General features: G+C 60.1%; 10 protein-coding genes and 2 tRNA genes. 6 read left to right on the forward strand and 6 right to left on the reverse strand.

Going from position 1 to position 12,960, the window contains the following annotated elements:
• Positions 1–25 precede the first annotated feature (25 nt).
• On the forward strand, positions 26–2,329 hold the full coding sequence (locus tag CSV86_RS22095) for an ATP-binding protein (protein ID WP_004350872.1): 2,304 nt from the start codon (positions 26–28) through the stop codon (positions 2,327–2,329).
• A 66-nt stretch (positions 2,330–2,395) separates the two neighbouring features.
• Here CSV86_RS22095 and radC read toward each other — a convergent pair whose 3' ends face one another.
• On the reverse strand, positions 2,396–2,905 hold the full coding sequence (gene radC, locus CSV86_RS22100; protein ID WP_004350876.1) for a RadC family protein: 510 nt from the start codon (positions 2,903–2,905) through the stop codon (positions 2,396–2,398).
• A gap of 333 nt (positions 2,906–3,238) precedes the next feature.
• Between radC and CSV86_RS22105 the strand changes: the two genes are divergently transcribed.
• The 3 genes from CSV86_RS22105 to CSV86_RS22115 are packed head-to-tail and all read left to right on the forward strand — an operon-like array spanning position 3,239 to position 5,279.
• Positions 3,239–3,682 carry an Rrf2 family transcriptional regulator gene (locus tag CSV86_RS22105; protein WP_004350878.1) on the forward strand — a complete coding sequence of 148 codons (444 nt, stop codon included), beginning with the start codon at positions 3,239–3,241 and terminating at the stop codon, positions 3,680–3,682.
• A gap of 2 nt (positions 3,683–3,684) precedes the next feature.
• The gene (locus CSV86_RS22110; RefSeq protein WP_004350881.1) at positions 3,685–4,608 is read left to right on the forward strand and encodes an NAD(P)/FAD-dependent oxidoreductase; all 924 of its coding nucleotides are present in this window, start codon (positions 3,685–3,687) and stop codon (positions 4,606–4,608) included.
• Positions 4,605–5,279 carry a class I SAM-dependent methyltransferase gene (locus tag CSV86_RS22115; RefSeq protein ID WP_009403894.1) on the forward strand — a complete coding sequence of 225 codons (675 nt, stop codon included), beginning with the start codon at positions 4,605–4,607 and terminating at the stop codon, positions 5,277–5,279. Before CSV86_RS22110 ends, CSV86_RS22115 begins: the two co-directional genes overlap by 4 nt.
• Before the next feature lie 4 nt (positions 5,280–5,283).
• Here the strand turns inward: CSV86_RS22115 and CSV86_RS22120 are convergent, their stop codons facing one another.
• The 5 genes from CSV86_RS22120 to CSV86_RS22140 all read right to left on the reverse strand — a co-directional run bounded on the left by CSV86_RS22120 (position 5,284) and on the right by CSV86_RS22140 (position 9,288).
• On the reverse strand, positions 5,284–6,288 hold the full coding sequence (locus CSV86_RS22120) for an IS110 family transposase (protein WP_023110678.1): 1,005 nt from the start codon (positions 6,286–6,288) through the stop codon (positions 5,284–5,286).
• A gap of 264 nt (positions 6,289–6,552) precedes the next feature.
• A complete protein-coding gene (locus CSV86_RS22125; protein WP_004350887.1) occupies positions 6,553–7,620 on the reverse strand; it encodes a PDDEXK nuclease domain-containing protein in 1,068 nt (355 codons plus the stop codon).
• A complete protein-coding gene (locus CSV86_RS22130) occupies positions 7,617–8,819 on the reverse strand; it encodes a tyrosine-type recombinase/integrase (protein WP_004350888.1) in 1,203 nt (400 codons plus the stop codon). Before CSV86_RS22130 ends, CSV86_RS22125 begins: the two co-directional genes overlap by 4 nt.
• A gap of 212 nt (positions 8,820–9,031) precedes the next feature.
• Positions 9,032–9,118 (reverse strand) — tRNA-Leu (locus CSV86_RS22135).
• Between the two features lie 83 nt (positions 9,119–9,201).
• A tRNA-Leu gene (locus CSV86_RS22140) sits at positions 9,202–9,288 on the reverse strand.
• 274 nt (positions 9,289–9,562) lie between these two features.
• Between CSV86_RS22140 and rnr the strand changes: the two genes are divergently transcribed.
• Together rnr and rlmB are read left to right on the forward strand one after the other, a co-directional pair.
• On the forward strand, positions 9,563–12,187 hold the full coding sequence (rnr, locus tag CSV86_RS22145) for a ribonuclease R (RefSeq protein WP_009403892.1): 2,625 nt from the start codon (positions 9,563–9,565) through the stop codon (positions 12,185–12,187).
• Positions 12,184–12,930, forward strand: a complete 747-nt coding sequence (gene rlmB, locus CSV86_RS22150) for a 23S rRNA (guanosine(2251)-2'-O)-methyltransferase RlmB (RefSeq protein WP_009403891.1) — start codon at positions 12,184–12,186, stop codon at positions 12,928–12,930. Before rnr ends, rlmB begins: the two co-directional genes overlap by 4 nt.
• Positions 12,931–12,960 lie beyond the last annotated feature (30 nt).

The raw sequence follows: 12,960 nt of genomic DNA on the forward strand, positions 1-12,960 counted from the left end.
AAAGCAAGAACACGGAGGTCCAAAAATGATCGTCTGCATTAACCGCCTCAAGCAGTTCGGCATCTTCAACGACTTTAATGGAACGAAGATCCAGAAGTTCGGCCGGTACAACTTGGTCTATGGCTGGAACGGAACAGGCAAGTCAACCCTGTCGAACCTTTTCTCTTGCTTTGAGCTGCGCTCGATGGTTCCTCGCTTCAGTGCGGGCCAGTTTTCAGTAGCTTTGGAGGATGGCTCAACTATCACGGAAGCTACACTCCATTCATGCCAACTGAATATTCATGTCTTCAATCAACGCTTTGTGCATGAGAACATTGATTGGGACAAATCTGTAAAAAGCATCCTTCTGATTGCGAAAGAGAAGATTGATGACTTACAGAAGCTGGAGAAGTTAAAGGGAGAGCTTCAGTCGAAAAGGAAGGCTCACGACGAGAAGCAAGGCGAGGTAAAGAAGCAGCGCGAAGCGTTGGACAAGTTTCTGACCAATGCTGCCAAAAAGATGAAGCTAGGGCTTCAGGCGATTGATACAAGCGATAGCTATTACCTCAATTACGATCGCCGAAAGCTGTCCAATTTCATTCAGAGCAACGGTGAAGCCATCATCAAAGCCGATTCAGTTCTTTCAGATGATAAAGTTATCGACCTTACGAATGCCGCGAAACCAGATCAGCTTCCAAGCATCAATTTCGTCTCAACATCCATTGAGCCGGATTACTTCAAGAAGGCATCAGGTCGAATCAGGGATTTGATTGGGACTACGGCGGTCAATCAAGCTATCCAGCGGTTGACTGATAACCCGGACATCCGTGAATGGGTTCAAACAGGCTTGGAAATCCATAAAAACCACGAGTCGCAATCGTGCGAGTTCTGCGGCTCTACTTTTACCCAGCTTCGTGCCGAGGCACTTGCTGCCCACTTCAGCAAAGAGTTCACGGATTTTCAGCGCCGACTTCAGAACGCGGCGACTTGGATTGAGTCTCAAGGCGCTCCAGCCAATCAGTTGCCCGCAGCGACCGAGTTTTATAAAGAATTATCGGCCGAGGCGGATAAGCTCCAAAAGGACTACGCAACCGCTGCTGAGAAGATTGATAAGCAAATGGACGGATGGCGCGAAGCCCTGAAGGCCAAGATCACAGACCCTGGAAAGACGGACATTCAAATCTCGGACGTGGTCGAAGATGACGTCAAAAACTTCAATGAGATTCTGAAGTCGATCGTCGCGCTCGTCGGAAAGCACAACAATAAGACTTCTAACTTCAAATCTGAGACCTCAAAAAGCAAAGTGGCACTGGAGCTGCACTTTGCTGCGGCTGAGGTGCAAGAATTTGACTATGCTGGAAGTGAGAAGAAATGCAATGACCTTGAATCAGAAGCAAAAAACGACCACAAGGAAATTGAGAAAATTAGTCAAGAGGTCGGTGCTATAGAGGCGCTGCTCTCGAATGAAACGGTCGGAGCGAAGGAGTTCAATGACATCTTGCATCGCTTCATTGGCCGCTCTGAACTTTGTCTCAGCTTCAATCAGAAGAAGAAGGGTTATGAGATCATCAGAAACGGGGTGGGTGAGCATGATGGGAACTTGAGCGAAGGTGAGAAGACTGCGATTGCATTTGTGTACTTCATCACGAAGCTCAAAGAGAACGGAAACAACATCAAAGACACGATTGTCGTCGTTGATGATCCAGTCTCAAGCTTTGATTCAAACCACTTGTTCCATGCCTATTCATTCCTGAGAACTCAATGTACTGAAGCCAAACAACTTTTTGTGCTGACCCACAATTTCACCTACTTCAAGCTAGTGAGAGATTGGTTCACTGGAGCGAACAGAAACAGGATCAACAAGGGAAAAACGGAGAACTGCTTCTTCTATCGGCTGGATGCTCCACCTGGCTCACCCCGCCATTCATTGCTTGTTGACGCTGATGACTCTCTGAAAAATTACGGTTCTGAGTATCACTACATATTCAAAAAACTTTATGAGTACAGAGCCCATACGACTCTTAACAGAGATGAAGCATTCTTGACTGCGAACCTTGCTCGCAAGCTCGTTGAGTCGTTCTTTACCTTCAAATATCCAAAGCGGAGAAGCGACATCAGTCAGTTGATGGATGTTGGTCTGAAAGACTGCATCATCACAACACCGGAGCTGAAGGAGAAGATCTATCGTTTTATCAACAAGTATTCGCATAGCGACGTAATCGAGATAACCGAGGAGTCCGCAGAAAACTTGGCAGGCGAAAGTCATAGCGTCATCGGGCACATTTTTCAGTGGTTGGAGGAAGTGGACAAGAAGCACTACGACGAGATGATTCAGGTTGCGACTGCCTGAGCATCAAGCCGGCGAGGGCGAGAGTTGTGCTACCAGGCGCAGCAAAAAGGGGCCGAAGCCCCTTCGTCAGATCAGGCCACGTTCGGCAAACGATGTGGTGTCGGTGCCCGCGACGATGACGTGATCCAGCACGCGCACGTCCACCAGCCCCAGCGCCTCCTTGAGCCGCTGGGTCAGTGCTCGGTCGGCCCCGCTCGGCTCGGGATTGCCGCTCGGGTGGTTGTGCGACACGATGACCGCCGCCGCATTGAGCCGCAGCGCCTCTTTGACCCGCTCGCGCGGATACACCGATGCGCCGTCGATGGTGCCTCGGAACATTTCGGCGTACTCGATCAGCCGATGCTGCGTGTCCATGAACAGCACCGCGAACACCTCATGCTCGAAGCCGGCCAGCTTGGCGCGCAGGTACTCCTTGACCGCCGCCGGCGACGTGAACGACGTACCACGCTGCATCTTGCGCTCGATGGCTTGGCGCGCGGCCTCCAGAATCTGCTCGGCAGTCGCCAGCAGGTAGCGGCCCTGTGCGTCACGCACCATCAGCGAGGAATCGAACGAGGAAAAGGACAGTTGCGACATGATCGTGCTCCGGTTGCTCGGGCGGAATTGCCCGGAACCGTGGCGAGCACGGCGCAGCGCAAGCAGTCAGGGGTCAAGGACGGCCGCCAGGCCGCAAGCGTGCAAGCACGCGCAGCCCTTAATGGCGAGAACGCCGTGATACGGTGAAGGGAACAGCAAGACCGCCCACACCCTCCCAATGCACACACTCGCCTTTGTGCAAGCGGAGCGCGCAGGCCTGTCAGGGCCGAAGGCGTCAGCAACTGTCTTGAATGTCAAGCATGAAGGCTCGACAGGAGCCGATGTCCACGTTCTGTCTTGACATTCGATCTCAAACAGAACATCATTAGTTACATGAAACGCGACAGCCGCCTGTCTTCCGTCCTGCATGCACTGCTGCACATGGCCGAGCAGGATGGCCCCGTCACTTCTGAAACCCTGGCTCAATGCTTGGGTACCAACCCCGTCGTCGTCCGGCGCACCATGGGGTATTTGCGAGAAGCGGGCATCGTCACTTCAGATCGAGGCCACGCGGGTGGATGGCGCATCCATGCCGATCTTGGCGCCGTCACCCTACGCCAGTTGCACGAGGCGCTAGGCGAGCCGGCCATGTTTGCCATAGGCAATCGCAACCAAACACCGGAGTGCCTGGTCGAGCAATCGGTGAATGCCGCGCTCGAAGGCACGTTTGCCGAGGCGGAGGCGCTGCTGCTGAAGCGGTTCTCGGAAATCACCCTTGCCGATCTGGCCGCCGACTTCGCGCGCCGGCATGCGGCAGCACGACGCAAGAGGAGTTGACCATGCACCACGACGTCATCGTCATCGGCGGGAGCTATGCGGGAATGGCCGCCACCCTGCAATTGGTGCGTGCGCGCCGGTCTGTGCTGGTGATCGATGCGGGCGAGCGGCGCAACCGCTTCGCCAGCCATTCGCACGGGTTTCTCGGCCAGGATGGCGTTCCTCCCGGCGAGATCGCGGCGAACGCGCGCCGCCAGCTCGAAGCCTATCCGACGCTCTCCTGGCTTGAGGGCCGGGCCGAAGCCGTTACAGGGCAGGTGGACGAATTCACTGTCACGACGTCCGATGGCCTATCGCACCAAGGCCGCCGCATCCTGGTGGCCACCGGCGTGGCCGACCAGCTACCTGCCGTCGAGGGCCTCGCCGAGCGCTGGGGCAAGGCGGTCTTCCATTGCCCGTACTGCCATGGCTACGAGCTTGGCCAGGGCCGCATTGGCGTCGTCGCCACCGGCCCGATGTCCGTCCACCAGGCTGAACTGCTGACTGATTGGGGCGATGTGACCTTGCTGGTCAACGGCGCTGTGGAACTGAGTCAGGAAGCCAGGTCCACCCTGGAGCGACGGGCCGTGACGATCGAGGAAGCGCCCATTGGCAGGATCGAAGGAACGGCAGACGTGGTGACGGCCGACGGGCGGTTGCTGCGCTTTGCGGGTCTGTTCACCGCGACGCGCACCTCTCCCTCCAGTTCTCTGGCCGAAGCGATAGGCTGCGTACTGGAAGAGACGCCCATGGGAGTTCAGGTGCGCACCGATTCCGAGAACAAGACTTCAGTCACTGGGATATTTGCCTGCGGCGATGTGGCGCGGGCGCCTCATTCGGTGTCGCTGGCCGTGGGCAGCGGCGCCATGGCAGGCGCCCAGGTCCACCGTTCGTTGCTTTGGCCCGAGACCATCGCCCCCGTGCAAACGGAAGGCGGCAGCCGATGACCCCGTTTTCCGACCCGGCGGCCGTATCGAGCTATGCAGAGAGGACCGCGAGGATAGTGCCCGGCCTTCGGGATTTGCACAGGATGGCGGGTGTGCTGCTGGCCGAACGTGCGCCTGCCGACGCACGCATCCTGGTGCTCGGCGCCGGCGGCGGGCTCGAGCTGAAGGCCTTCGCCGAGATGCAGTCCGCCTGGCACTTCGACGGCGTGGACCCTTCTGCCGAGATGCTCGACCTGGCCCGCACGACCCTCGGGCCTATGACGCCTCTCGTGCGCCTGCACGAAGGCTATATCGACAGTGCGCCGATCGGGCCTTTCGATGGCGCGACCTGTCTTCTGACGCTTCACTTTCTGCCGCCGGCCGAACGCCTCGGAACCTTGAAGGAAATCCACTTGCGGCTCAAGCCCGGGTGCCCCCTTGTCGTTGCGCATCACAGCTTTCCCAGCGAGGATCCCGTCAGGGACAGATGGCTCGCGCGCAATGCAGCGTTCGCGGCTGCTTCCGGCGTGCCTATGGCACAGGCCGAAGGCAGCATCGCAGCGATCAAGGAGCGGCTACCCGTACTTTCACCCCAGCAGGATGCCGATCTGCTTCGCGAGGCCGGATTCACTGATATCGAACTGTTCTATTGCGCATTCACCTTCAAGGGCTGGGTCGCCCGCAGACCATGAGGGATCAGGCCAACAGGCCGCATGGTGGCACGATGTCAGCCTCCGCATCGTTCTGGGCAGTTGCCGCCTTTTCTTTCCATGGCCTGCCGGTTCTTACCATGGCATTCAGAATGATCAGTAGCTTGCGCATGCAAGCCACGATGGCGACCTTTTTGGGCTTGCCTGCTGCTACCAGCCGCTCATAGCAGGTTCGGATCACAGGGTTGTGCCGCATAGCCACGATTGCCGCCATGTAGAGAGCGCTGCGCACTGTTGCCCGATCACCGCAAATCATGCGCTTGCCGCGCGACTGGCCCGAGTCCCGGTTCATTGGCGCTACGCCCACCAGGGAGGATATCTGCTTGGCCTTGAGCTGCCCCAATTCTGGAAGCTCGGAAATCAGCGCAGCCGTAGTCGCCGGCCCAACGCCCTTGACGCTCTGCAAGAGCTTCGTCAGACTGGCTTGATGCTTGGAAAGGTGTGCTGCGATCCTCACGTCGATGTCCTGAACCTGGCGCTTCAGGATGTTCATCAGCTCGATGATCCCAGGCTGCACATCCGCGTGAGAGGCGTACTTGCGCTGACGTTCACTGACTTGCAAGCGCACAAGCTGCCTCCGGCGAGTCACCAGCGCATGCAGGCACTGCTGCGTCTCATCTGCCATCGGTTTGGTGAAACGATCCCGGTCTGGGCGTTTGTAGATCACTTCGGCCAACTCTGCCAGCATCAGCGCGTCGACGCGATCCGTCTTTGCCAGTCTGCCCATCGCCTTCGCGAAATCTCGCGCCTGCCTGGGATTGACTACCGCCACCCGGAATCCTGCGGCTTGCAGAACACAGGCGCAGGCAAATTGGTAGCGGCCAGTGGCCTCCATGACAATGAGCGAAATAGGTTGTCTCCTCAGTGCTGCCACCAGGGCTTGGTGGCCCCGTTCGTCGTTGCTGAAAGCTGCGGCTACGCCATCCCTCCCGATGACCACATCGAGTGTGTTCTTCGAGACGTCGATACCGACGACTGTTCCATTGGCCATGATCTCTATGTCCCATCCTTGCAAATGCGAATGTGGTTCCTGCAACTGTTCGGGCTTGCGGAGACCAGTCGCAGACATGCGCTCAGGACTGACGCACGGGCTTGGAAGCACCGAGGGATAACGAGCTACATGCTGCGGCCAATCACCGGTGCCAAATGGCACCGGGCGTGAACGGCATTCCGATCACGTGGAATGGAAGATACAAGGGGTCAAAGCCGGATGGCCGCGATTCGGCACGAAGCGCGGAACGCACGAATGCTGCTATCAGGATTTTTCGCCAGGCTGCCGCTGCTCGATCTGCAACCGCGCCCGCTCGGTCGCCTGCTGCAACTTTTCCCCAAGCACCGCACGCGGCGGCAAGCTGGTCAGGTACTCGGCAACGTGGATGCCCGACTTGTCCAGCTCCAGCAATTCGATCTGCTCGCGCTTCTTGCCGGTGCAAAGAATGATCCCCAGCGGCGGGGCTTCCTCTGGCTCCCTCTCGTGCTTGTCCAGCCAGCGTAAGTAAAGCTCCATCTGCCCTTTGTACGCCGCCTTGAACTCGCCGATCTTCAATTCGACGGCCACCAGCCGACGCAGTTTGCGGTTGTAGAAGAGCAGGTCTAGGTGGAAATCCTCGTCGTCAATCGGGATGCGCTTCTGCCGGGCGACGAAGGAAAAACCCGCACCCAGCTCCAGCAGGAAGGATTCCATTTCGCGGATGACGGCCGCCTCAAGGTCGCTTTCCTGCCAGCTATCCCGCAGGCCCAGGAAATCGAGGATGTACGGGTCGCGCATGACCAGCGCCGGCGTCATGCGCTGCGCATCGCGTAGGATCGCCAGCTCCTGCGCGATGGTTTCCTCCGGCTTTTGGGACAGCGCCGTGCGCTCGTACAGCATCGAGTCGATGCGCCCGCGCAGCGTCCGCACGCTCCAGCGTTCGGCACTCGCCATCTGCGCGTAGTAGTCCCGCTGGAGCGGGTCTTTCAGCGGCAGCAGCGCCAGGAAATGCGACCAGCTCAATTGTCGTGACAGCGTCACGACAATTGGTTCGTCCGGGTAGGTGGCGGCGAATTGCACCATCCGGCGCAGGTTCTTGTCCGCGAAGCTGCGCCCATAGTCGCGGACAAGCTGCTCGGCCAGGGTCGACAGGATTTCCTCGCCGTACCCGGCCCGCTGCCCGGCCAGCACCGCCGTATGGATGCGCTGGCCGATGCGCCAGAACAGCAAGGTCAGTTCAGCATTGACCGCCGAGGCGGCGCGCTGGCGCGACGCCTCGATCAGTGCCCGAATATCGCCCAGCAGCGCCTTTGGCGCTGCGGGTGACGCGATGGATGCCTTGCGCCTGGTCATGCAGTTGCCTCCGCAGGGAGCCGCTTGGCGCCGGTGATCGTCTTGCGCCGGTTCGCCACCAGTTCGGCCGCCTTGCGCACCGGATCATCCTCGGTGTGGACGTAGCGCATGAACATCGCCACGGTCTTGTGCGCGGTCAGCGCCATGCCGACCTTGACCGGGATGCCCGAGTTGGCAATGTCAGTGGCAGAGCGGTGGCGGATGCCGTGCGTACCTACATGCGCCGCGCCCGCTGCCTTGAGCGCACGGCTCCAGCCGTTGTAATACTCGCCCGTGGTCAAGTGCTGGCCGGGACGGTTCGGGGATGGCAGCACATACGGGCAATCGTCCCGGCGCGGTGCTGTCGAAAGCAGCCGATAGGCTTCTTCGCTCATGGGCTTGGACATGCCGCCGGTCTTGCTGTCGGGCCAGACGACGCGCCGGTTCTCGAAGTCCACCCAATCCCATTGGAGCGTGACGATTTCACCACGACGACCGGCGAACTCGAATTGCAGCCGGATCGCCAGCGGGATGACGTAGCTTTCCATCCCCTCGGCCTCCAGATGCTCAAGATGGCGGAACAGTTTGCCCATGTCCTCGTCGCTGATGAGGTGGGTGGCCTTGCCGTTGGGGAACATCGGGACATGCCGGCACGGATTGGTGCCGTCGGGCCGGTAGCCCCACACCTCGGCCAGATTGAACATGCGGCGCATGACGCTGAACGTGCGGTTCGCGTCGGCCGGCTTGTGCGTCATCTTCTTCATCATCCCGGCCACGTCCGGGCGCTTCACGTCCTGAACCTTCATCCGCCCGATCATCGGGACGATGTTGCGGTCGATGACGCTCTGATAGCCTTCCTGGGTGCTGGGCTTGTTGCGCAGCTTGGAGTAGTCCTCCATGAACTTCGTGCAAAGTTCCTTGACCGTGGGCGCTTTGCGCGCCTGCGCTTTGTCTGCGGCTGGGTCGCCGCCCCGGCGGACCTGGGCCAGCCATTCCTGAGCCAGCGAGCGGGCCTGTTCGACGGTCAGTTCCCCGTACTGACCCAAGGCTGGCTTGCGGCGCTCGCCGGCGTTCGTCCGGTACTGGAGCATGAACACCTTGCGGCCCGATGGGGTAACCTTGCACAAGAAGCCGGGCACCAGGGTATCCCTGAGTTCGACAGCCTGCGCTTGGGGTTGTGCCGCATCGACTGCGGACTTGGTGAGCTTGATCTTTGCCATGATGACTCCTCGGAAAGACCCGATTCCCAAGAGCCTCATAGGGGCCACCAGCAGGGAAGTTGGGTCAGGTTTCGGAAAGCACCGGCATATGTTGGACTCGCCTAAGTTATTGATAAACCTGCTGTATCGGGCTTTGGCGTAGTCCGGCGAAGTTCGGTGCTGGAGTCATGGTGAAATAAAAAAACCCGCTTTCGCGGGTTTCTTTAGAAATATGGTGCCCAGAAGAAGACTCGAACTTCCACGACCGTAAGGTCACCAGCACCTGAAGCTGGCGTGTCTACCAATTTCACCATCTGGGCAAAGGTTGAAGCATTTGTAACAAATTCGGTGTAGCGTGTCGCGTAAATTCCAGCCTTGTGACTCGTTGGCTGAAATTTGAAATTGGTGCCCAGAAGAAGACTCGAACTTCCACGACCGTAAGGTCACCAGCACCTGAAGCTGGCGTGTCTACCAATTTCACCATCTGGGCATTTCGCTGATTGCGCTTCGACGTAGTGTTTTACATCGTGCGGCTTCTCAACTATAACGACGGTGTCCGTCGCTGTGGTGCGCACTATACGGATGGCCCCCGGGGCTGTAAACCCCCGTTCGAAAAAAATCTTAAAAAATTCAAGCCGTTGATCGACCGAAGCCCAGAACCCGTTTACAGGCCGTCCCGGGTGGGGCTGTCCAAGGTTGAAATTTCCGGTTTCAATACGGCTATGCCAAACTAACCCTTATATAGACAAGGTGAACCCCTCCTAATGGCCGATTGGCAGTCCCTCGATCCCGAGGCCGCTCGTGAAGCGGAAAAATACGAAAACCCCATCCCTAGCCGTGAGCTGATCCTCCAGCACCTCGCCGAACGAGGCTCGCCGGCTGCGCGCGAGCAACTGGTTGAGGAGTTCGGTTTGCACACCGAGGATCAGATCGAGGCCCTGCGCCGCCGCCTGCGGGCAATGGAGCGCGATGGTCAGCTGATCTACACCCGGCGCGGCACCTATGCCCCGGTAGACAAGCTGGACCTCATCCTCGGCCGTGTCTCGGGCCACCGCGACGGTTTCGGCTTCCTGATCCCCGACGATGGCACGGAAGACCTGTTCCTCAGCCCGTTGCAGATGCGCCTGGTGTTCGACGGCGACCGCGCCCTGGCCCGGGTTTCCGGTGTCGACCGCCGTGGCCGTCGGGAAGGCGTGCTGGTAGAGATCATTTCCCGCGCCCACGAGAGCATCGTCGGCCGCTACTTCGAGGAAGGCGGCATCGGCTTCGTCACCGCCGACAACCCGAAGATCCAGCAGGAAGTGCTGGTCACGCCTGGCCGCAACGCAGGGGCCAAGATCGGCCAGTTCGTCGAGGTGAAGATCACCCACTGGCCAACCCCGCGCTTCCAGCCGCAGGGCGATGTAATCGAAGTGATCGGCAACTACATGGCGCCGGGCATGGAAATCGACGTGGCCCTGCGCAGCTACGACATTCCGCATGTATGGCCCGAAGCTGTCATCAAGGAAGCCCGCAAGCTCAAGCCGGACGTGGAAGAGAAGGACAAGGAAAAGCGCATCGACCTGCGCCACCTGCCGTTCGTCACCATCGACGGCGAAGACGCCCGCGACTTCGACGATGCCGTGTATTGCGAAAGCCTTGGCAAGCTGCGCCTGTTCTCCGGTGGCTGGCGCCTGTACGTGGCGATCGCCGACGTATCGAGCTACGTCCGTCTTGGTTCGGCGCTCGACGCCGAAGCCCAGGTCCGCGGCAACTCGGTGTACTTCCCCGAGCGGGTGATCCCGATGCTGCCGGAGGAACTGTCCAACGGCCTGTGCTCGCTGAACCCGCACGTCGATCGCCTGGCCATGGTCTGCGAAATGACCATCAACAAGTCCGGGCAGATGGTCGATTACCAGTTCTATGAAGCGGTGATCCACTCCCACGCGCGCCTGACCTACAACAAGGTCAGCAGCATGCTGGAGCATGCCCGCACCCGCGAAGGCCGTGCCCTGCGCGAGGAATACAGCGAAGTGCTGCCGCATCTCAAGCAGCTCTATGCGCTGTACAAGGTGCTGCTCGATGCCCGCCACACCCGCGGCGCGATCGACTTCGAGACCCAGGAAACCCGCATCATCTTCGGCGCCGAGCGCAAGATCGCGGAGATCCGCCCGACCGTGCGCAACGACGCGCACAAGCTGATCGAGGAATGCATGCTGGCGGCCAACGTGGCCACCGCCGAATTCCTCAAGAAGCATGAGGTTCCGGCCCTGTACCGGGTTCACGACGGTCCGCCGCCGGAGCGCCTGGAAAAACTGCGCGCCTTCCTTGGTGAACTGGGCTTGTCGCTGCATAAAGGCAAGGACCCGTCGCCGAAGGACTACCAGGCCCTGCTGGCGAGCATCGCCGGGCGCCCGGACTTCCACCTGATCCAGACCGTGATGCTGCGCTCCTTGAGCCAGGCGGTGTACAGCGCCGAGAACAACGGCCACTTTGGCCTGAACTACGAGGCCTACACCCACTTCACTTCGCCGATCCGTCGTTATCCGGACCTGTTGGTACACCGCGCCATCCGCAGCGTGATCCGTTCCCGCGTGGAAACCCCGCACGTCAAGCGCGCCGGGGCGATGAGCATTCCCAAGGCACGGATCTACCCGTACGACGAGAACACCCTGGAGCAACTGGGCGAACAGTGCTCGATGAGCGAACGGCGCGCCGACGAGGCGACCCGCGACGTGGTCAACTGGCTCAAGTGCGAATACATGAAGGACCGCGTCGGCGAATCCTTCCCGGGTGTGATCACCGCTGTGACCGGCTTCGGCCTGTTCGTCGAGCTGACCGACATCTATGTCGAGGGCATGGTCCACGTCAGTGCGCTGCCGGGCGACTACTACCACTTCGACCCGGTACACCACCGCCTGACCGGCGAGCGCACCGGCCGCAGCTTCCGTCTCGGCGACACCGTCGAAGTGCGGGTGATGCGCGTCGACCTGGAGCAGCGCAAGATCGACTTCGAAATGTCGGAGAACGCCCTGAAGGCGCCGATCGGGCGCAAACAGCGTTCGGCCGAGCCGGCAGCGGCGACCGGGGCGAAGATCGGCGTAGGCCCGAATGCCAAGGGCAAAGCGGCAGACCCTGCACCTGCTCCGGCCAAGGCAGAGCGTCCTGCCCGTCGCAGCAAGAAGGACGAAACCTCCGAAGCCTATTTCTCCTCCCATGCCGCGACGAACAACGCCGAAGTGCGCAAGAGCCGGGAAATGAAGAAGGCCCTGCTTTCCGAGGCGCGGCACGCCCATGCCAGTGGCAAGCCGGCGGGCAAGTCCGCGGGCAAATCGGAGAAACCGAGCAAACACCGCAAGGGGCCGCCAAAGTCCGGTTCCACTTCGCGTAAACCGAAAGGCAAGTCATGAGTCAGTTGGAAAAGATCTACGGCGTGCATGCCGTGGAAGCCCTGTTGCGCTTTCACCCCAAGCGGGTGAAGCAGATCTGGCTGTCGGAAGGTCGTAGCGAGCCGCGGGTCCAGGCGCTGTTGGCGCTGGCCGCGGAGTACCGGGTCAGCGTCGGCCAGGCCGAGCGCCGCGAAATGGACGCCTGGGTCGAAGGCGTGCACCAGGGCGTGGTCGCCGAGGTCAGCCCGAGCCAGGTCTGGGGCGAGGCAATGCTCGAGGAACTGCTGGAGCGGACCGAGAAGGTTCCGCTGCTGCTGGTTCTCGATGGCGTCACCGACCCGCACAACCTCGGGGCCTGCCTGCGTACTGCCGATGCTGCCGGCGCGCTGGCGGTGATCGTGCCCAAGGACAAGTCGGCGACCCTGACCGCTGCGGTGCGCAAGGTGGCCTGCGGTGCTGCCGAGGTGATTCCGCTGGTGGCCGTGACCAACCTGGCGCGGACCCTGGAAAAGCTGCAGCAGCGTGGCCTGTGGGTGGTCGGCACGGCCGGCGAAGCCGAGCAGGAGCTGTACCAGCAGGACATGACCGGGCCGACCGTGCTGGTGATGGGCGCCGAAGGCAAGGGCATGCGCCGCCTGACCCGCGAACACTGCGATTTCCTGGTGAAATTGCCGATGGCGGGGAGCGTCAGCAGCCTGAACGTCTCGGTGGCAACCGGCGTTTGCCTGTTCGAGGTGGTGCGGCAGCGTTCCGTCAGCAAGTAAATGGTGGACCCAATCGCTGGCAAGCCAGCT

The organism is Pseudomonas bharatica CSV86 (genome assembly GCF_000319305.2).
Lineage (GTDB): Bacteria > Pseudomonadota > Gammaproteobacteria > Pseudomonadales > Pseudomonadaceae > Aquipseudomonas > Aquipseudomonas bharatica.

Bases quoted from the DNA above. Each gene is read 5' to 3' on its own strand.
- radC (WP_004350876.1), bottom strand. From the start codon at position 2,905: ATGTCGCAACTGTCCTTTTCCTCGTTCGATTCCTCGCTGATGGTGCGT.
- CSV86_RS22125 (WP_004350887.1), bottom strand. From the start codon at position 7,620: ATGACCAGGCGCAAGGCATCCATCGCGTCACCCGCAGCGCCAAAGGCG.
- CSV86_RS22120 (WP_023110678.1), bottom strand. From the start codon at position 6,288: ATGGCCAATGGAACAGTCGTCGGTATCGACGTCTCGAAGAACACACTC.
- CSV86_RS22105 (WP_004350878.1), top strand. From the start codon at position 3,239: ATGAAACGCGACAGCCGCCTGTCTTCCGTCCTGCATGCACTGCTGCAC.
- CSV86_RS22130 (WP_004350888.1), bottom strand. From the start codon at position 8,819: ATGGCAAAGATCAAGCTCACCAAGTCCGCAGTCGATGCGGCACAACCC.
- CSV86_RS22115 (WP_009403894.1), top strand. From the start codon at position 4,605: ATGACCCCGTTTTCCGACCCGGCGGCCGTATCGAGCTATGCAGAGAGG.
- CSV86_RS22110 (WP_004350881.1), top strand. From the start codon at position 3,685: ATGCACCACGACGTCATCGTCATCGGCGGGAGCTATGCGGGAATGGCC.
- CSV86_RS22095 (WP_004350872.1), top strand. From the start codon at position 26: ATGATCGTCTGCATTAACCGCCTCAAGCAGTTCGGCATCTTCAACGAC.
- rlmB (WP_009403891.1), top strand. From the start codon at position 12,184: ATGAGTCAGTTGGAAAAGATCTACGGCGTGCATGCCGTGGAAGCCCTG.
- rnr (WP_009403892.1), top strand. From the start codon at position 9,563: ATGGCCGATTGGCAGTCCCTCGATCCCGAGGCCGCTCGTGAAGCGGAA.